This is a genomic window from Sedimentibacter sp. (assembly GCF_038562225.1).
Taxonomy (GTDB): Bacteria; Bacillota; Clostridia; order Tissierellales; family Sedimentibacteraceae; genus Sedimentibacter.
Genome location: NZ_JBCFAS010000001.1, coordinates 460,804 through 478,588, shown reverse-complemented (window position 1 = coordinate 478,588; position 17,785 = coordinate 460,804). Strand labels below are relative to the sequence as shown.

21 protein-coding genes are annotated in these 17,785 nt (G+C 40.6%); 19 read left to right on the top strand and 2 right to left on the bottom strand.

Annotated features, from left to right (window positions below; all coding sequences use genetic code 11):
* Positions 1-188: 188 nt before the first annotated feature.
* The 9 genes from rpsB (at position 189) to ispG (ending at position 7,496) form a co-directional block, all read left to right on the top strand.
* Positions 189-956, top strand: coding sequence for a 30S ribosomal protein S2 (gene rpsB, locus AAGU76_RS02235; protein ID WP_342483806.1), 768 nt, complete (start codon positions 189-191; stop codon positions 954-956).
* 84 nt (positions 957-1,040) lie between these two features.
* Positions 1,041-1,952: a translation elongation factor Ts gene (gene tsf / locus AAGU76_RS02230; protein ID WP_342483805.1), complete on the top strand. Its 912-nt coding sequence runs from the start codon at positions 1,041-1,043 to the stop codon at positions 1,950-1,952.
* A gap of 74 nt (positions 1,953-2,026) precedes the next feature.
* A complete protein-coding gene (gene pyrH / locus AAGU76_RS02225; protein ID WP_342483804.1) occupies positions 2,027-2,740 on the top strand; it encodes a UMP kinase in 714 nt (237 codons plus the stop codon).
* Between the two features lies 1 nt (position 2,741).
* A complete protein-coding gene (gene frr / locus AAGU76_RS02220) occupies positions 2,742-3,299 on the top strand; it encodes a ribosome recycling factor (RefSeq protein ID WP_342483803.1) in 558 nt (185 codons plus the stop codon).
* A 2-nt stretch (positions 3,300-3,301) separates the two neighbouring features.
* On the top strand, positions 3,302-3,484 hold the full coding sequence (locus AAGU76_RS02215; RefSeq protein WP_342483802.1) for a hypothetical protein: 183 nt from the start codon (positions 3,302-3,304) through the stop codon (positions 3,482-3,484).
* 65 nt (positions 3,485-3,549) lie between these two features.
* Entirely contained in the window at positions 3,550-4,272 is a 723-nt protein-coding gene (locus AAGU76_RS02210) for an isoprenyl transferase (protein WP_342483801.1), read from the top strand.
* A gap of 12 nt (positions 4,273-4,284) precedes the next feature.
* Complete coding sequence (locus tag AAGU76_RS02205; protein WP_342483800.1) at positions 4,285-5,052, top strand: phosphatidate cytidylyltransferase; 768 nt, start codon at positions 4,285-4,287, stop codon at positions 5,050-5,052.
* Positions 5,053-5,067: 15 nt separating this feature from the next.
* Positions 5,068-6,312, top strand: coding sequence for an RIP metalloprotease RseP (gene rseP / locus AAGU76_RS02200; RefSeq protein WP_342483799.1), 1,245 nt, complete (start codon positions 5,068-5,070; stop codon positions 6,310-6,312).
* Positions 6,313-6,434: 122 nt separating this feature from the next.
* Positions 6,435-7,496 (top strand): flavodoxin-dependent (E)-4-hydroxy-3-methylbut-2-enyl-diphosphate synthase, encoded by a 1,062-nt coding sequence (gene ispG / locus AAGU76_RS02195; RefSeq protein WP_342483798.1) that lies wholly within the window; start codon positions 6,435-6,437, stop codon positions 7,494-7,496.
* A 28-nt stretch (positions 7,497-7,524) separates the two neighbouring features.
* Here ispG and AAGU76_RS02190 read toward each other — a convergent pair whose 3' ends face one another.
* Both AAGU76_RS02190 and AAGU76_RS02185 read right to left on the bottom strand, forming a co-directional pair.
* Entirely contained in the window at positions 7,525-8,202 is a 678-nt protein-coding gene (locus AAGU76_RS02190) for an MgtC/SapB family protein (RefSeq protein ID WP_342483797.1), read from the bottom strand.
* 87 nt (positions 8,203-8,289) lie between these two features.
* Positions 8,290-9,396, bottom strand: a complete 1,107-nt coding sequence (locus tag AAGU76_RS02185) for a KamA family radical SAM protein (RefSeq protein ID WP_342483796.1) — start codon at positions 9,394-9,396, stop codon at positions 8,290-8,292.
* Between the two features lie 457 nt (positions 9,397-9,853).
* On the opposite strand from AAGU76_RS02185, the gene rimP reads away from it, so the two are divergent.
* From rimP to rpsO, 10 genes are all read left to right on the top strand, one after another.
* Positions 9,854-10,318 carry a ribosome maturation factor RimP gene (gene rimP, locus AAGU76_RS02180; RefSeq protein WP_342483795.1) on the top strand — a complete coding sequence of 155 codons (465 nt, stop codon included), beginning with the start codon at positions 9,854-9,856 and terminating at the stop codon, positions 10,316-10,318.
* A gap of 10 nt (positions 10,319-10,328) precedes the next feature.
* Positions 10,329-11,390 carry a transcription termination factor NusA gene (gene nusA, locus AAGU76_RS02175; protein ID WP_342483794.1) on the top strand — a complete coding sequence of 354 codons (1,062 nt, stop codon included), beginning with the start codon at positions 10,329-10,331 and terminating at the stop codon, positions 11,388-11,390.
* Positions 11,387-11,656: a YlxR family protein gene (locus AAGU76_RS02170; RefSeq protein ID WP_342483793.1), complete on the top strand. Its 270-nt coding sequence runs from the start codon at positions 11,387-11,389 to the stop codon at positions 11,654-11,656. The genes nusA and AAGU76_RS02170 overlap by 4 nt, the downstream gene beginning before the upstream one ends.
* Positions 11,649-11,942, top strand: a complete 294-nt coding sequence (locus AAGU76_RS02165; protein WP_342483792.1) for a ribosomal L7Ae/L30e/S12e/Gadd45 family protein — start codon at positions 11,649-11,651, stop codon at positions 11,940-11,942. The genes AAGU76_RS02170 and AAGU76_RS02165 overlap by 8 nt, the downstream gene beginning before the upstream one ends.
* A gap of 15 nt (positions 11,943-11,957) precedes the next feature.
* Positions 11,958-14,192 carry a translation initiation factor IF-2 gene (gene infB, locus AAGU76_RS02160; protein WP_342483791.1) on the top strand — a complete coding sequence of 745 codons (2,235 nt, stop codon included), beginning with the start codon at positions 11,958-11,960 and terminating at the stop codon, positions 14,190-14,192.
* Between the two features lie 19 nt (positions 14,193-14,211).
* Entirely contained in the window at positions 14,212-14,589 is a 378-nt protein-coding gene (rbfA, locus tag AAGU76_RS02155; RefSeq protein ID WP_342483790.1) for a 30S ribosome-binding factor RbfA, read from the top strand.
* The gene (locus tag AAGU76_RS02150; RefSeq protein ID WP_342483789.1) at positions 14,570-15,544 is read left to right on the top strand and encodes a bifunctional oligoribonuclease/PAP phosphatase NrnA; all 975 of its coding nucleotides are present in this window, start codon (positions 14,570-14,572) and stop codon (positions 15,542-15,544) included. Before rbfA ends, AAGU76_RS02150 begins: the two co-directional genes overlap by 20 nt.
* Positions 15,544-16,416 (top strand): tRNA pseudouridine(55) synthase TruB, encoded by an 873-nt coding sequence (gene truB / locus AAGU76_RS02145; protein WP_342483788.1) that lies wholly within the window; start codon positions 15,544-15,546, stop codon positions 16,414-16,416. Before AAGU76_RS02150 ends, truB begins: the two co-directional genes overlap by 1 nt.
* A gap of 12 nt (positions 16,417-16,428) precedes the next feature.
* Entirely contained in the window at positions 16,429-17,181 is a 753-nt protein-coding gene (locus AAGU76_RS02140) for an FAD synthetase family protein (RefSeq protein ID WP_342483787.1), read from the top strand.
* Between the two features lie 168 nt (positions 17,182-17,349).
* Positions 17,350-17,613, top strand: a complete 264-nt coding sequence (rpsO, locus tag AAGU76_RS02135) for a 30S ribosomal protein S15 (protein ID WP_342483786.1) — start codon at positions 17,350-17,352, stop codon at positions 17,611-17,613.
* Positions 17,614-17,785 lie beyond the last annotated feature (172 nt).

Sequence of the window (17,785 nt, the reverse complement as noted above, 5' to 3'; positions counted from 1 at the left end):
CAGAGACGCATATTTACCGTTAATTAAATAAAATATGCAATAAAATTACAATTTTCATGTTGCAATTGAAAAACTGTTGTGCTATACTTAAGACAATTACGCACAGAAATAGATTATGCATGAGGGGTGCCGAAAGGTCTTTTGCATAAGTTGAAATTTCTGGAGGTAAAACAAAAGGAGGAAATAAAATGGCAATAATTAGCATGAAAAAATTGCTGGAAGCAGGCGTTCACTTCGGTCACCAGACCAGAAGATGGAACCCTAAAATGGCAGAGTACATTTTTACAGAAAGAAACGGTATCTACATTATTGACTTGCAGAAAACAAGCGACAAGGTAGACGAAGCTTACAACTTTGTTAAATCAGTTGTATCAAACGGAGATGAAATTCTGTTCGTAGGAACTAAGAAACAGGCTCAGGAATCAACAAAATCAGAAGCTGCAAGATGCGGAATGCACTTTGTAAGCCAAAGATGGCTGGGCGGAATGCTTACAAACTACTCTACAATCAGAAAGAGAATCGACAAACTCAACGAGCTGAAGAGAATGGAAGAAGACGGAACATTTGCGCTTCTTACAAAGAAAGAAGTTATAAAGCTTAAAAATGAAGCTGAAAGACTTGAAAAGTTCTTAGGCGGAATTAAGAATATGGAAAAACTACCCGGAGCTTTGTTCGTTGTAGACCCAAGAAAAGAAAAAATAGCTGTTCAGGAAGCTAAAATATTGGGAATACCTGTAGTTGCAATAGTTGACACAAACTGTGACCCAGATGAAGTTGATTATGTAATTCCTGGAAACGACGATGCTATCAGAGCCGTAAAGCTGCTGACAGCTACAGTTGCAGACGCTGTTCTTGAAGGAAGACAAGGCGTTCAGTTTGCAGAAGAAGAAACAGAAGAAGACGATCTTTCAGATGAAGAAATTGAAAAAGTTGAAGAAGAAACAGTAGAAGAATAAAAATAAAAATAAAATAAAAAACAAAGTAAGGGGTTAGGAATTTTTTCCTTACGCCTTGCTTTTTTAAATTTTGGAGGTATTTAAATGGAAATTACAGCTTCAATGGTAAAAGAACTAAGAGATAAAACAAATGCAGGAATGATGGACTGCAAGAAAGCATTAAAAGAAACTGACGGAGACATGGAAAAGGCAATTGATTATCTGAGAGAAAAAGGACTTTCACAGGCAGCTAAGAAAGCAGACAGAATAGCAGCAGAAGGTCTTACAACAACTACGATATCTGCTGACGGAAAAACAGGCGTTGTGGTTGAAGTTAACTCTGAAACAGACTTCGTTGCAAAGAACGAAGAGTTCCATAATTTTGTTCAGGATGTGGCAAAGGTTGTTGCTGAGAAGGCTCCTGCAGACGTTGAAGCATTAAAAGCTGCAGAATTAAACGGAAAGACCGTTCAGGAAGTTCTTACTGATAAAATCGCTAAAATAGGCGAAAACATGTCAATCAGAAGATTTGCAGTTGAAAAAGTAAACAACGGAGCAGTTGTAGGATACATCCACGGCGGCGGAAAGATTTCAGTTGTTGTTGCCCTTGAATCCGAAGGAGACAAACAAACGCTGGAAGTTCTGGGAAAAGACCTTGCTATGCAGGTTGCAGCCATGAATCCAAAATACATATCAACTGAAGATGTTGACGCAGAATTCATTGCTCATGAAAGAGAAATACTTATAGCTCAGGCTCTCAATGAAGGAAAACCTCAGAACATAGTTGAAAAGATGGTTGAAGGAAGACTTCAGAAGGAACTTAAGGAAGTATGTCTGTTGGAACAGGCATTTGTTAAGGATTCAGACCTGACAGTTAAGAAAGTAATTGCAAACACTGCAGCAAAAATAGGCAAGGACATTAAAGTTGCCGGAGTACAGAGATTTGAAGTAGGCGAAGGAATAGAAAAGAAATCTGAAAACTTTGCAGAAGAAGTTGCAAAGCAAATGGGTAAATAATCCTGAGGGATAAAATGCAAATGGAGAACTGAAAGGTTCTCCATTAATAAAGATAAAGTCTTCAGGAGGATAAAATGGATTGCAAATATAAAAGAATAGTACTAAAGATAAGCGGAGAAGCATTGTCCGGAAATACAGGTCATGGCATAAACGCTGAAATAGTGTCAAGGATTTCCCAGGTTGTAAAAAACGTTGTTAACATGGGCGTTGAAGTTGCAATTGTCGTAGGAGGCGGAAACTTCTGGAGAGGTGCCAGCGCCAAGGACATGGACAGAACTACATCGGATTATATGGGAATGCTTGGTACAATCATAAACGGCCTGGCACTGCAGGATGCTCTGGAAAAAATAGGCGTTGAAACGAGAGTGCAGACTGCTATAGAAATGAGACAGATTGCAGAGCCTTATATCAGAAGAAGAGCAGTAAGACATCTGGAAAAAGGAAGAGTTGTTATTTTTTCAGGCGGTTCCGGAAATCCATATTTTTCAACTGACACAACAGCAGCGTTGAGGGCGGCTGAAATCAATGCAGATATAATACTCCTTGCTAAAAACGGCGTAGACGGAGTCTACAGCGACGATCCAAATAAAAATCCGGATTCTGTGAAGTATGATGAGCTCAAATACATTGATGTTTTGAATAAAGGCTTGAAAATAATGGATTCTACTGCAACATCGCTATGTATGGACAATAAAATTCCTATTTTGGTGTTTGGCATTGAAAATCCTGAAAGCATCGAAAACATTGTATTGGGAGACAATATAGGAACAATAATCAAGGAGGCGTAACATGTATAAGGAATTAGTTGCAAAAGCAGAAGAAACAATGAAAAAATCAATTGGTTTCCTTAAAGAGGACCTTCAGACCATCAGAGCAGGAAAGGCCAACCCGAAACTGGTTGACAAAATTCAGGTTAGTTACTATGGAACAATGACCCCCATGAACCAGGTTGCCAACATATCCGTACCGGAACCCAGATCAATATTAATACAGCCATGGGATGCCAGCCTGGTAAAAGAAATTGAAAAGGCCATACTAGCTTCAGACCTGGGAATCACCCCTTCAAATGATGGAAAAATCATAAGGCTTGTTATTCCAGCTTTGACTGAAGAAAGAAGAAAAGACCTGTTGAAGGTTGTAAAGAAGGAAACTGAAAATTCCAAGATTGCAGTAAGAAACATAAGAAGAGATGCGATTGAAGAAATAAAGAAGCTTGAGAAGTCCAGCGAAATCACAAAGGATGACCTGAAGAGAGCTGAAGAAGACATGCAGAAAATTACGGACAGGTATGTTAAATTCGTTGATGACATATACAAGGAAAAGGAAAAAGAAATATTAGAGGTTTAGCAATGGAAACTCTCATAGGTTATCCGCTGCTGGATGCTCTTAAGATATTGGAAAAAAATAGAAAAATCATTAACATTAAAAAGGTGACCGGCTCCAACAAAAAGTTCAACGACTTGAACAAACCATACGTCATACGGCAGCACTCAGATGACGGGCAAGTCACACTGTATGTTACTTACTACTAGGCTGAAATACAGGCTTATGATATCATAAGCCTGTTTAGTGTATTTTTTGAAAGAGTGAGGATGATATGAATTTAGAGGAACAAGTTCTAAGCGGTGCTATTCCTGCGCATATTGCAGTAATAATGGACGGAAACAGAAGATGGGCAAAGCAAAAAAATCTGCCTGCAAGAATGGGACACAGAGAAGGAGCCCTGAGGGTTACGGACCTGGTTCAAAATTGTGCAGACTTAGGAATCAAGTATTTATCCGTATACGCTTTTTCAACGGAGAACTGGAGCAGGGATAAGAAGGAAGTCGAATATCTAATGAACCTGCTTGTTGAGTTTGTGGTCAAGGAACTTGACAGACTCCACAAAAACGATGTAAAGATAACCATGATGGGCAACCTTCAGGACCTGCCTGAGAAAACAAGGCAGGAAGTAAAACGCTCCGTGGAACTAACAAAGAACAACAAGACGCTTCATTTAAACATTGCTCTTAGCTACGGCTCAAGAAACGAAATAGTTCAGGCAGTGAAAAATGTGGCAAGAGACTATGAAAATCATATAATTGACATAGATGAAATAAACGAAGATAGCTTTGGAAAGTATCTTTTCACACACGATATGCCTGATCCGGACGTGCTCATCAGAACCAGCGGAGAGATGAGGCTCAGCAATTTTCTGTTGTACCAGCTGGCATATACCGAATTTTATTTTACGGATGTAATGTGGCCTGATTTCGGCAAAGAAGAATTATTGAAAGCAATACTTAACTACCAGAACAGAAAAAGGAGATTCGGAAATTAAGGCGGTGTTGTTATGAGACAAAGATTGTTAACCGGTATTGCAGGAGGAGCATTTATAGCTGCTGTCACGTATTTTGGAGGCACTATTTATGACTTCGTATATTTTGGAATTATATGCATAGGCATTTATGAGCTTTCAAAGGTTTTTTTCGACAATGGATTCGACTACGGAGCTATTGTGAACTATGCGTTTGCAATTGCTTTATTCATAGAGAAATCTACGGAATACCGTCATTATTTTGATTTCTTTTTATTTTTGTACATATCAGTCAATTTCCTGGTTTTTGTTTTTAACAAAAAAACAGATACAAAAAAAATCTCAGAAATTATCTTCATCGGATCATATGTGGTATTTTTCATGTATCATATGATGCTTATGAACGGTTCCGCTTACGTGTGGCTCGTATACATAATTGCATTCGGAACCGACACATTTGCTTATTTTACCGGAAAACTTATGGGCAGAAGGAAGCTTTACCCTGAGGTAAGCCCAAACAAGACCGTTGAAGGAGCCATCGGGGGAATGATCGGAAGCACCATATTGTCGCTTATTTATTTTAATTTTTTAAGCATAAATAAATATATTTACATTATAATATTTAGTGTCAGTGCATCTGTATTTTCAATGGCAGGAGACCTGGCAGCATCAAAAATTAAAAGAGAACACGGAATAAAGGATTTCGGCTATATGCTTCCCGGTCACGGGGGGATATTAGACAGATTTGACAGCGTGCTTTTTGTAGCTCCGGCTGTGTATTACTTTGTTCAGCATTTCTTATAATATGGAGGGAATATATTGTTAACTGTAATATCATCTATACTAGTCTTTTCAGCCATAGTGCTTGTGCATGAGTTCGGACACTACAAGGCTGCAAAAAGTGCAGGTATAAAGGTATATGAATTTGCCGTAGGCATGGGTCCGACAATTTTAAAAAAAGAAAAAAACGGAACCATTTATTCCATAAGGGCTGTTCCCATAGGCGGTTTCGTCCAGATGGAAGGTGAAGAGGAGGACGTCAGAACAGCAACCAGTTTTTCCACTAAGTCGGTGTGGCAAAGGTTCAAAGTAATTGCAGCCGGACCTGTCATGAACTTCGTACTGGCTCTGGCTTTGTTTCTGATTGTGGCTTTTTCATTCGGAGTGTACGGAAACAAGATTGATTACATCGATGAAAATTCAAACGAATATGCAGCAGGCTTAAGGACCGGAGATGAGATAGTTTCCGTAAACAATGACAAATCGTACATCTGGGAAGACATCTATTACGAAATTACAGATCCCGATAATTCGTACTACACGGTAGAATACAAGAGGGACGGCGTTTTAAACGAAACCAGGGTAAACAACAACTACAGAAAAATTGTAGGTGTGACTTCGAAGCTTGTAAACGGTGAGACTACCACAACTGTCTCTCCAACAGATGTGACTTCTCCTGCTTATGTGGCTGGAATCAAGGACGGTGATAAGATTATCGCTATAAACGATACATCTGTAAACACATGGGATGAAGTGATTTCAGGCATTGAAAGTGCCGACGGACATCAGGTTAAGGTCACTGTTGAAAGAAACGGCAAGAACATAGACTTTTACATAGTTCCTCAGACTCAAATCTCTGTGAAGTTCAGCACCCAGCTTGAGCGATCCTTCGGTTCTGCCATTTCCTCATCGGCGTACAAGACGGTATACTATATAAAGCTTATGTTTAAGACAATAGTGCAGCTTGTTACAGGAAAGCTTGGAAGCGATGCTCTTGGTGGACCTGTGATGGTGATTTCAATGGTAGGTGAAGCAGCTGAAAGCGGATTTCTTTCGCTTTTGAATCTGGCAGCTTTCATCAGCATAAACCTTGGCTTCATGAATCTGTTGCCGATACCTGCCCTTGACGGCAGCAAGCTTGTGTTTTTGATGGTCGAAGGAATAAGAGGCAAATCTATTCCGGTTGAAAAGGAAGGCTACATTCATTTCATAGGTTTTGTGGTGCTCATAGGCTTCATGATTTTCATAACATACAAGGACATACTGAGACTTTTTAGAATATAAAAAAAGCAATTAAGAATTAAGAATTAAAAGTTAAGAATTATGGTAGGATTTGTGCGAGCACAAATCCTTTCATTCATTATTAATTCTTCACTCTTAATTCTTAATTGAATTACGGAGGGTATATGGATACAATCACCAGAAGACAAAGCAAGACAGTAATGTGCGGGGATGTGAAGATCGGAGGCAATGCCCCCATACCTGTTCAGTCCATGACAAATACATTCACTAAGGACGTAAAGTCAACCGTCAGGCAGATACTTGGACTGGAACAAGCAGGCTGCGAGATTATAAGAGTTGCTGTTGCCGATACAGAGGATGCTGAGGCAATAAAGGATATAAAAAAGCAAATTCACATTCCCATTGTGGCAGACATACATTTCGACTACCGCCTGGCGTTGAAAAGCATTGAAAACGGCATCGACAAACTAAGAATAAATCCTGGCAACATAGGCAGCAGGGACAGGGTTTTGAAAATCGTGGAGATGGCCAAGCCAAGGAATATTCCCATAAGAATCGGAGTGAATGCAGGAAGCATTCACAAGGAAATATTGAAGAAAAATAACGGGGTACCTACATCCCAGGGAATGGTGGAATCGGCACTGGAGCATGTCAGGATACTGGAGGACCTGGACTATGGCAATATAGTCATATCCATGAAGGGAACGGATATCAAAATGACAATCGACGCTTACAGAATGATGGCAAAAAAGGTTGACTATCCCCTGCATCTGGGAATCACTCATGCTGGAACTCTCTTCGAAGGAAGCATTCGCTCTGCCATCGGAGTTGGAAGTTTATTAGCTGACGGCATCGGCGACACACTTCGAATATCCTTAACCGATGACCCCAGAGAGGAAGTCAAGGTTGCAAGGGAAATATTAAAAAGCCTTAACCTTAGGAATTTCGGCATCAATTACATAACATGTCCCACATGCGGCAGAACTAAAATTCAGCTCATTGAGCTGTCAAAACGCGTTCAGGAAGGTCTAAAGAACGTAGACAAACCAATCACGATTGCAATAATGGGCTGCGCCGTCAACGGACCCGGTGAAGCAAGGCAGGCAGACATCGGCATAGCCGGCGGCATAGGAGAGGCTCTTTTGTTCAGACACGGAGAAATTATCAGGAAGGTCAAAGAAGAAGACATAGTAGATACACTATTAAATGAAATAGAAAAATTATAAATTGTAAAACGCAGCCACCGGCTGCGTTTTAAAGTTCTTCTATGTGTATGAGCCCTTCAAAGGAACTTAATCGCTGGAGCGTATCCACGTGGTTAAGTCTCTTGTCTGCTTCAAGCTGTATTATTGCCACAACAGCTGCTTCGTTGTGGTGAGTGTTCTTGGTTATTTCTATGTCCCTTACCTTGAAGTCTGACTTGTAGCAGTGAAGAATGAACCTGTCAAAGCTTTCAACCGAAGAAAAGGATGTGTACACTGTCAGCGCCCTGTTGGTGGATGTCAGGTAAATATCCAGCTTCTTGAATACGGTTATTATAAGAAACACCATCACAGCAACGATTATGGCTCCGTCGTAAAATCCTATTCCTATAGCAAGCCCCATGCATGCTGAAGCCCATAGTCCTGCCGCTGTGGTAAGTCCCTTAACCTGGCTTCTGCTGGTAACGATTATGGCTCCTGCACCCAGAAAACCAATACCGCTGATCACCTGTGCTCCGAGCCTGGCAATGTCCGTTCCCTCAAAATGGAGGAACATGTATTGGTTTGTCATCATCACCAATGTTGAGCTTAAGGATACTATCATGTATGTTCGAAAACCGGCGGGCCTGCTTTTCCTGCTTCGCTCAAGTCCGATCAATCCTCCGCACAACACTGAGAGAAAAACCCTGAAAATGATGGATGCCGTGTTTAATTCGTGCAGTATTTCCATATTGCTCCTTTGACCTAAATGAAATTTTTATTATTATATCAAATAGCAGGAAAATAGTGTATCAATATTTTACTTTTTTAAAAATTTTCAGATAACGTCAGGAAGCCATGATTGGTTTTCGGAAACCTCTATGGATAGAATTCTCCCCTGGTCTTTTTCATACTTCGTCTGGTGGTATTTGAACAGTATTTTGTTTTCTTCAGTGCTGCCAATTATTTCAATCTTTCCTGTGGGATGGCTCATGGCATACCTAAAGCCCTTGCTGATGCCGTTGAGTTTGGAACGGGCTTCATCAACGATGATGCATGCTCTTTTGAATGGAACCTGAAACTGGTTTTTAACTCCAAAAACAGGCCTGCACTGGAACAAATAGTAGGGTACAACTCCTATTTCCGTAAGTCGGCGCATGAGAACAGCAATCGTGTCAGCGTTGTCGTTAATTCCTTTTAAGAGAACAGTCTGGTTTCTTATTACAATTCCGATTTTCTTCAGGGATTCAATTGCTTTGGTTGATTCTTCAGTTATTTCGTTGGGATGGTTGAAGTGGGTTACTACGTATATTTGTTTGATTTTATTGTAGCTTTCAAGAATTTCAAGAAGCTCTTCATCTTTGTAAATCCTTGAAGGAAGCACCACCGGAGTCCTTGTTCCGAATCGGATGAAAGCCAGGTGGTCTATTTTTGTCAGCTCGTCAAGATAATGCTTTATTTTGCCGTTATTATTCATGAAGGAATCGCCGCCTGATATAAGGACGTTGGTCATTTCCTTGTGTTTTTTTATATAATCTATAATTTCATCAAAATGGCTGTTGATTTCGTCGTCATTTGTTCCCACAAGACGTTTTCTGAAGCAGTGTCTGCAGTACATGGCACATGTGCTTGTTGACAGGATAAGGCCTGTTTGGGGATATTTGTGCTGCAGTCCCTTAACTACAGTATTGCTTTTCTCGCCGCTTGTGTCAAGGCTGCCGCTCATGTCGGTTTCCTTTATGGAAGGTATGCACAGTTTTTTGATGGGATCTTCCGGATCATCTGCATTTATGAGGGACAGGTAGTACTTTGGAACAGACATGGGATATCTGTCTATGATCCGGCTCAATGATTGTTCCTCATCATCGCTTAAGTCCCAGTTCAATGATTGCCTTACCTCTCCTGCAGTTGTGATGCTTTGTTTTAGTTCTTGTTTCCAATCCATTCAGTCATCTCCTTTAATATGAATTTAATTAACCATGCCTCAATTGGGTATGAATTTATTTTTTATGGTTAATTTAATGATGCTTAATTAATGATATACTAGGTAGGGTTGAGACATGAATTAATCAGTGTGGATTTAATGAATGTTAAGTATTTATTATTTTAACACAAATAATGAAATTGGAAAAGCATTTCATTAAAATTTTAGAAATTTTTACTAATCGTAACCATACGAAACGTTATTTGGTGAGAAGGACTTTGCTTTTTTTATTAAAATAATTACATCCAACAGGTATGGATGTTGAACAGCAGTTAATGCACATATAAGAAAAATTAAATTTATGTTTGATTTTTAGTGTGATTTGTGTTATACTACACAAAAGATGATTTTTGACAGAAAGAGTGGGGTATCCCACTCTTTCTGATTGTATACTTACATTACGTGAAAAGGAGAAAATATGAGCAAAAAATCCATTGAAGAATCGGTTCAGAAAATAGTTGAAGAAATAATTGCTTCTTCGGATATGGAACTGGTTGACATTGAATATGTTAAAGAAGGGCCTTTTAAATATCTGAGGGTTTATCTTGACAAACCTGAAGGAATTACGGTTGATGACTGTGCTGACGTAAGCAGGGAATTGAACAAAAAACTTGATGAAGTTGATTTGATCAAGGAGCAGTATTTTTTGGAGGTGTCTTCTCCGGGCGTTGAAAGACCATTTAAGACTGAGGCTGATTTTATGAAAAACATCGGCAATCTTGTGGACGTTAAATTTTACAAGACAATTGACGGCAGAAAATCGGTTGAAGGAATATTGGCAGAAAAACAGGAAAATCACGTAGTTATAAAAGTTGGCGATGAAAACATAACTGTCGAACTTAAGGACATTTCAAAAATAAACAGAGTTCTAGAGGATTTTTAGTGGAGGATATATGAACAAGGAGATTTTGAACGCGTTAAGCGAGCTTGAAAAAGAAAAGGGAATTCGCCAGGACGTGGTATTGGAAGCCATAAGAGCTGCGTTGGAAACAGGTTACAAAAAGAATTTTGCTAAGGCTACGAACTTCAGCATAGACATAGATCAGGAAAACGGCGAATACAAGCTGTTCCAGGATAAGACGGTTGTTGAGGATGTGGAGGATGAAAACCTGGACATAACGCTGGAGGATGCCAGGAAAATAGATTCAAGATATGAAATGGGAGATGTCGTAAAAATCGAGATTAAACCCAAGAAGGACTTCGGCCGTATAGCCGCACAAACGGCAAGACAGGTAATCCTTCAGAAAATCAGAGAAGCTGAAAGAGAATCCATATTCAGCGAATTTTACGGAAGAGAATCTGATATCCTCACAGGAATAGTTCAAAGGGAAAGCAAGGGCAACATTTATGTGGACCTAGGAAAAATCGAAGGAATAATAACGCCCAACGAACAGATACCCGGAGAGGTATACAATCCCGGCGACAGGGTAAAGACTGTAATAGTGGAAGTTAAGAATTCAGGTAAAGGTGCCAGCATCATGCTTTCCAGAAGCCATCCAAATCTTGTTAAAAGGCTTTTTGAACTTGAAGTTCCAGAAATTCACGATGGCATCATAGAAATATACTCCATTTCAAGAGAAGCAGGCTCAAGATCAAAGATAGCCGTGTTCACCAACGACCCTAACGTTGAACCCATCGGTTCATGCGTAGGAAACAAAGGTACAAGGGTTAAGAACATCATCGATGAAATTTGTCAGGAAAAGATAGACATAATAATTTATGACAAGGATCCTGAAAAATTCATTGCAAACAGTCTTGGACCCGCAAAGATCATCAAGGTTACCGCCAATGAGAAGGAAAAAAGTGCTGTTGCGGTTGTGCCTGATAACCAGCTGTCACTTGCAATCGGTAAGGAAGGCCAGAATGTAAGGCTTGCTGCCAAGCTTACCGGATGGAAGATAGACATTATTAGCGAATCGCAGGAAAAGGAAAGAAGCTCTGAGGAGGAAGTATGAAAACCCGTAAGATACCTATGAGAAAATGCATCGGTTGCATGGAAAGCTTTCCTAAGAAGGAATTGTGCAGGATTGTGAAGAACAGCGAAAATGAGATTCATTTTGACGCCTCAGGCAAAATGAACGGCAGAGGTACATACATTTGCAAGAAAGCTGAATGCTTTGAAAAAGCTGTGAAATCCAAGAGACTTTCAAAGTCCCTGGAAGCTGATATACCCGATGAGGTTATTGAGGCCATAAAGACGGAGATTGCCAGGAATGAATAAAATTTATTCCATGCTGGGCATTGCCAACAAAGGCGGCAAAGTCGCAATCGGATACGATGTGACTTGTTTAAATATTGAAAAGAAGAAAAGCGTGCTTGTGCTGATAGCCAGTGATGCATCAGACAAGACAAAAAAAAATATTCAGTTTGTATGCAGCAAGCATGGCTGCAAATATATTGAATACGGTGAAAAAGAACTTCTGGGAAAAAGTCTCGGGAGGAAAATGGTGAGTGTTCTTGCGGTAAACGATGAGAACATTGCATCATACCTATTAAATAACGTATAAACCGGAGGTGGTTGCATGAGAATATACGAACTTGCAAAAGAATTAAATTTGAACAGTAAGGATTTGGTTGTGACAGCTGAACAGGAACTTGGAATCACAATCAAAAATCATATGAGTTCTCTTTCTGACCTTGAGGTGATAAGGCTTAGAAAGGCACTTAACCTTGCAAACAACAACAAGAAGGCAAAGCCTGCTAAAGGCGTAAAACCTGCCGTAATAGATGATGAACCGCTGGTGGACGATCATATCGACCTTAACCAGGCAAAGCTCAAGAAGGTAGATAAGAGTCTTATCCTGCCTGTAAAAAAGACTCCAGTGCAGGCCCAGTCAGCAAACAAGCCGCAGCAAAATCAGCCTAACAAAAATAATTTCAACAAAAATAACCAGAGCAATCAACAGGGACAGAAGAAACCAGGTCAGCAGAAGAACAGGCAGCAGTTCCAGCAGCAAAAACCTGCTGAACCTGAACAAAAATCCCATCAGAATAAGATTAAAAACATAGAAATTGAAGAACCTATAGTAGTGAGGGAATTAGCCGATAAGCTGGGAGTTCCTGTAAATGTTGTTATTTCCAAACTGATACTGCTTGGAATAATGGCAAACATGAACCAAGAAATTGATTTTGACACAGCAGTACTCATTGGAGAGGAACTGGGCGCCAAGGTATCTAAGGTCGAAGTGATTGATGAGCTTCAAAACCTTGAAGATAACATGTTCAAGGGAGATGTGGATGACGAAAAGGATTTGATGCCTCGTCCTCCTATCGTAACTGTAATGGGTCACGTTGACCACGGTAAGACTTCGCTTCTTGACGCCATAAGAAACACATCAGTTACAGAGCACGAAGCAGGCGGCATCACTCAGCATATAGGTGCTTCCCAGGTGGAAATCAACGGAAAGAAAATAACATTTCTGGATACGCCGGGCCATGAAGCCTTCACATCAATGAGAGCCAGAGGAGCCAAGGTTACAGACATCGCCGTTCTGGTGGTGGCTGCAGACGACGGAGTTATGCCTCAGACAATCGAGGCTGTGAACCATGCTAAGGCTGCCGGTGTACCCATAATAGTTGCAGTGAATAAAATCGACAAACCGGCGGCAAATCCGGACAGAGTAAAACAGGAGCTTTCAGAGCAGGGAATTGTATCAGAAGACTGGGGCGGGGACACAATATTCGTTCCGGTTTCTGCCAAAAAACATATAGGCATAGAAGATTTGCTGGAGATGATACTGCTGGTTGCAGAAGTTCAGGAGTTTAAGGCAAATCCTAACAGAAGCGCCAAGGGAACAATCATCGAGGCTAAGCTTGACAAGGGAAGAGGTCCCGTTGCAACTGTTCTGATTGAAAAGGGAACATTGAACAAGGGAGACATAGTCCTTGTAGGAAGCGCTCACGGCAAAGTAAGAGCTATGTTCAACAGCAAGGGAAAAAGAATCAATCAGGCAGGACCTTCCGTTCCGGTTGAAATACTTGGACTTTCCGAGACTCCTCAGGCAGGAGACATCCTGGTTGTAATGGACAGTGAGAAGGATGCAAAGAACATTGCAGAAAAGAGAAAAGATAAGAGACATCTGGAAACAATGAACGCATCATCCAAGGTCTCTCTTGATGATTTGTTTGACAGAATACAAAAGGGAGAGGTTAAGGACCTCAACATCATAATCAAGGCAGACGTAAGCGGGTCTATTGAAGCTGTTAAGCAGTCGCTTCAAAAGCTCAGCATGGATGAGGTTAAAGTAAATCCAATCCACGGCGGCGTTGGCGGTATCAACGAAAACGACGTGCTTCTGGCTTCTGCGTCAAATGCAATAGTAATAGGTTTCAACGTAAGACCGTCGGTTGCAGCCATGGAGCTTGCAAAGAAAGAAAATGTTGATATAAGAACATACAACATAATCTACAACGCAATCGAAGACATACAGCAAGCTGTAAAGGGCATGCTTGCTCCTATCTACAAGGAAGTTGTGCTTGGAAGGGCAGAAGTACGCCAGACATTCAAGGTTCCTAATGTTGGAGTGGTTGCCGGTGTTTATGTGACCAGCGGAAAGATTACAAGAAAATCAAAAATAAGAGTACTGAGAAACGACATAGTTATACACGACGGAGTAATCTCATCGCTGAAGAGATTCAAGGACGATGTATCAGAGCTGAACAACAACTATGAAGGCGGTATAGGCATAGAAAAGTACAACGACATCAGGGAAGGCGACTCATTTGAAGCCTATATAATGGAAGAAATAAAGAGATAGTCAAGAAAGAAGGTATAACATGGCAAACAGAAGAAACGACAGATTGTCAGGTGAGATGAAAAGGGTTATATCTGAAATAATCAGAACCGAGGTAAAGGATCCAAGGCTGTCGGAGCTGGTAAGTGTTACGGATGTCAACGTTACTGAGGATTTGAAGTATGCCAAGGTATATATATCTGTTTACGGAGACATAAAGCAAAACCTTGATGCCCTGCACAGCGCCAGAGGATTCATAAGAAGGGAACTTGGAAAGAGAATAAAAATGCGCATTATTCCGGAACTGCTGTTTGAAAAGGACGACTCCATCGAAAAGGGAATTTACATGAGCAGTCTCATAAACAAGGTAATTGAAGAAGAAGCTGTCAGGAAGGTTGAAGATGAAGCTGATGAAGAATGATGTGCAGGAAATATTAGACATAATCAATAAATCCGAGAACATCTGCATCGCAGGTCACAAGGCTCCTGACGGTGATTGTATAGGGTCTGTAATGGCCCTATACGAGTTTCTAAAACATCAAAACAAGAGCACTGATGTTTATATTGACGGAAAGATTCCTTATAACTACGTGGATTTCATGGATGAAAATGCATTGATGGAAGAAGTGTCACAGAAGGACTACGACGTATTGTTCATTCTAGACTGCAGTGATGCAGACAGGCTGGGGAAATTCGGTGACGTAGTAAGCCGCGTGCAAAAGACCGTGTGCATCGACCACCACAAAACAAACCAGGCATATGCAGACATCAACATAATTGATCCTGATATGAGCTCAACAGGAGAACTTCTTTATGATATTCTCAAGCTTTCAGGACTTGAAATAACAAAAAAGGCTGCGACCCTCATATATGTTGCCATGCTTACGGACACAGGAAGATTTTCATATTCGAATACAAGCGCACAAACCCACAGAAAGGCCGCAGAGCTTATTGAGCTGGGGGTTGATGTTTCAGAAATTGACAACATCATCTACAATTCCAAGCCTGCGAATGTGGTTAAGGCTTTTATAGACTGTACTTCCGGCATTGAACTTCACTTTGGCGGCAAACTGGGCATTGCAGCCATAACCCAGGACATACTTGAAAAAAACAAGGTTGATATGGGAGACATTGACGGAATCGTGGAGTTCATAAGGGAAATTAGGGAAGTTGAAGTATCCTGCGTGCTGAAGGAAACAACAGACAGCTTTACAAAGGTAAGTCTGAGGGCAAAAAATGACATAGACGTATCCGAAGTATCGGTGAAATTCGGCGGAGGCGGCCACAAAAAGGCAGCAGGCTTTGAATTGAATGATACTGTCGAGAATACCAGGAAACTCATGATAGAAACATTTAAAGAGTACTTTGGAGAATAATGAACGGAATATTAAATATTTTAAAACCAACCGGAATGACATCCCATGATGTCGTGAGTTCAGTGAGAAAAATATTGAATACAAAAAAAGTCGGCCATGCGGGGACATTGGATCCCAACGTGGCCGGTGTCCTGGTCATCTGTGTAGGGAAGGGAACAAAGCTGAGCGATTATCTCATGAGCGGAAGCAAGGAGTATGTATGTGAACTGGTTTTAGGCAGAAAAACCGACACCCAGGACAGCTACGGAAAAATTGTAGACATGAAGGAAAACTTCAGCGTAAGTATGGAGGAACTTAAAGGTGTGCTCAAGGAATTTGAGGGAGAACACATGCAGGTTCCGCCTGCCTTTTCGGCAGTCAAGTTAAACGGCAGGAAGCTGTATGAATACGCCAGGCAGAACATTGCAGTGGAAAAACCGGGTAAGCCCGTTGATATAAATGAAATAGAACTGTTGAGGTTTGACGGAAGAAGCGCACTAATGAGGGTGGTGTGCTCAAAAGGCACATATATGCGCACTCTTTGCAATGACATTGGAGACAGTCTGGGCACGCTGGGATATATGGGAGTGCTGGTAAGAACCAAGGCTAAAGGTTTACTTATAGAAAATTCTGTAACTCTGGAGGAACTTAAATTTTTAAACGATACCAACAGCCTTGATAGATGCATCATACCCATAGATGAAATATATCCTCTTGAAAGAGCAGATGCAGACTCCCGATATTATGACAGGCTTGCTGCAGGGAACGAGGTTCCTGCAGATACCAGCAGCATAAAAGGTAGTGAATTTTACATATACTGCAGGGGAGAACTTGTGGGTATGGGAAAAAAGGTGCATGAGAATATAATTAAAGTAGATAAAATGCTATTGTAACCAGGTGGAAAAATGAACATGAAAAACGCAGCATGTGTCGCAATTGGCAATTTCGACGGCATTCACATCGGTCATGACACCTTGATAAGAAGGATGATTGAGCTCAGCCGCGAAACCAATGAAGACAGTATAATAATAACATTCAAATTTGTAAAAAAAGAGCTTAAGAAATCAAGTTTCAACATAAAATACATCAACAGCCCCGAAGCAAAGATGAACATCCTCAGGTCGTACAACGTGACAGATGTGGTGGAAATCGAGCTTGACGAGGTTGTTTCTAAATATTCGCCGGAACAGTTCATAAAGGAAATTCTTGTGGACAGATTCAACGCCAAAAATATAGTAGTGGGCTATAACTTTACATTCGGACACAAGGCAATCGGAAACATAAGCACCCTTAAGGAATTTGCGGACAAGTACAACTATGATGTGGAGGAAATATATCCTGTCAAGTATAACGGTGTTGCCGTAAGCAGCACGCTTGTGAGAAATCTCCTGCAGGAAGGGAAGATTCACGATGCCAATAACCTTCTGGTAGATATGTACACAATCTTTTCAAGCGAGATAGACATGGATTATAGTAAAAACACGGGTTTTGTAGACAATAAAAGCAGCATAATAGTTCCTGCAGACGGAAGATACTGCGTGATGGCAGGAAGCGAAAAGGCGGTGCTAACCATTGTTTCAAACAAGGTAGGATCCGTGTTTATATTTGACAAGACTGTTGAAAAGAACAAAAATATTGTTTTTTTAGAAAAACTATAAAAGCATATAGAAAATATAAGAATTTCTTTAATGGAACAAAATTTTTGTTTACAAAAATTTTGTATTATGGTAGAATTTATTGTGTTTCCATAGCCTAAGTTTTACGAATCCTCAACGTATTGCTTGGATTATGGTGAAATAAAAAATAGAATCACGGAGGTTAACAAAATGACTAAAGAACAAAAAACACAAATTATCGAGCAGTACAGAATCAACGAGAAGGATACAGGTTCTCCTGAAGTTCAAATCGCACTTTTGACTTTCAGAATCAACAACCTTACAGAGCATTTGAAAGACAACAAGAAAGACCATCACTCAAGAAGAGGTCTTCTGCAAATGGTTGGACAAAGAAGAGGTTTTCTTAACTACTTAAAAGAAAATGATATCGAAAGATACAGAAGCATTGTTGCAAGATTAGGATTAAGAAGATAATGTAGGAGCGGGGGAAATCCCGCTCTCTTGTTTATGCCCTAACCCCATATGTACGAGCATCAGCGAAGTACAGATGGCGGTAGGTCAAACACCGAGTTCCCAATTTATGCGACCGTAGGGAGCAGATAAATCGGTGAACGAAACTGTGCTATGCCGCGCAGTTTATGCGTCA

What these genes read in the sequence shown, in the direction of transcription:
- rpsB (WP_342483806.1), top strand. Translation starts at nt 189, where the DNA reads ATGGCAATAATTAGCATGAAAAAATTGCTGGAAGCAGGCGTTCACTTC.
- tsf (WP_342483805.1), top strand. Translation starts at nt 1,041, where the DNA reads ATGGAAATTACAGCTTCAATGGTAAAAGAACTAAGAGATAAAACAAAT.
- pyrH (WP_342483804.1), top strand. Translation starts at nt 2,027, where the DNA reads ATGGATTGCAAATATAAAAGAATAGTACTAAAGATAAGCGGAGAAGCA.
- frr (WP_342483803.1), top strand. Translation starts at nt 2,742, where the DNA reads ATGTATAAGGAATTAGTTGCAAAAGCAGAAGAAACAATGAAAAAATCA.
- AAGU76_RS02215 (WP_342483802.1), top strand. Translation starts at nt 3,302, where the DNA reads ATGGAAACTCTCATAGGTTATCCGCTGCTGGATGCTCTTAAGATATTG.
- AAGU76_RS02210 (WP_342483801.1), top strand. Translation starts at nt 3,550, where the DNA reads ATGAATTTAGAGGAACAAGTTCTAAGCGGTGCTATTCCTGCGCATATT.
- AAGU76_RS02205 (WP_342483800.1), top strand. Translation starts at nt 4,285, where the DNA reads ATGAGACAAAGATTGTTAACCGGTATTGCAGGAGGAGCATTTATAGCT.
- ispG (WP_342483798.1), top strand. Translation starts at nt 6,435, where the DNA reads ATGGATACAATCACCAGAAGACAAAGCAAGACAGTAATGTGCGGGGAT.
- AAGU76_RS02190 (WP_342483797.1), bottom strand. Translation starts at nt 8,202, where the DNA reads ATGGAAATACTGCACGAATTAAACACGGCATCCATCATTTTCAGGGTT.
- AAGU76_RS02185 (WP_342483796.1), bottom strand. Translation starts at nt 9,396, where the DNA reads ATGGATTGGAAACAAGAACTAAAACAAAGCATCACAACTGCAGGAGAG.
- rimP (WP_342483795.1), top strand. Translation starts at nt 9,854, where the DNA reads ATGAGCAAAAAATCCATTGAAGAATCGGTTCAGAAAATAGTTGAAGAA.
- nusA (WP_342483794.1), top strand. Translation starts at nt 10,329, where the DNA reads ATGAACAAGGAGATTTTGAACGCGTTAAGCGAGCTTGAAAAAGAAAAG.
- AAGU76_RS02170 (WP_342483793.1), top strand. Translation starts at nt 11,387, where the DNA reads ATGAAAACCCGTAAGATACCTATGAGAAAATGCATCGGTTGCATGGAA.
- AAGU76_RS02165 (WP_342483792.1), top strand. Translation starts at nt 11,649, where the DNA reads ATGAATAAAATTTATTCCATGCTGGGCATTGCCAACAAAGGCGGCAAA.
- infB (WP_342483791.1), top strand. Translation starts at nt 11,958, where the DNA reads ATGAGAATATACGAACTTGCAAAAGAATTAAATTTGAACAGTAAGGAT.
- rbfA (WP_342483790.1), top strand. Translation starts at nt 14,212, where the DNA reads ATGGCAAACAGAAGAAACGACAGATTGTCAGGTGAGATGAAAAGGGTT.
- AAGU76_RS02150 (WP_342483789.1), top strand. Translation starts at nt 14,570, where the DNA reads ATGAAGCTGATGAAGAATGATGTGCAGGAAATATTAGACATAATCAAT.
- truB (WP_342483788.1), top strand. Translation starts at nt 15,544, where the DNA reads ATGAACGGAATATTAAATATTTTAAAACCAACCGGAATGACATCCCAT.
- AAGU76_RS02140 (WP_342483787.1), top strand. Translation starts at nt 16,429, where the DNA reads ATGAACATGAAAAACGCAGCATGTGTCGCAATTGGCAATTTCGACGGC.
- rpsO (WP_342483786.1), top strand. Translation starts at nt 17,350, where the DNA reads ATGACTAAAGAACAAAAAACACAAATTATCGAGCAGTACAGAATCAAC.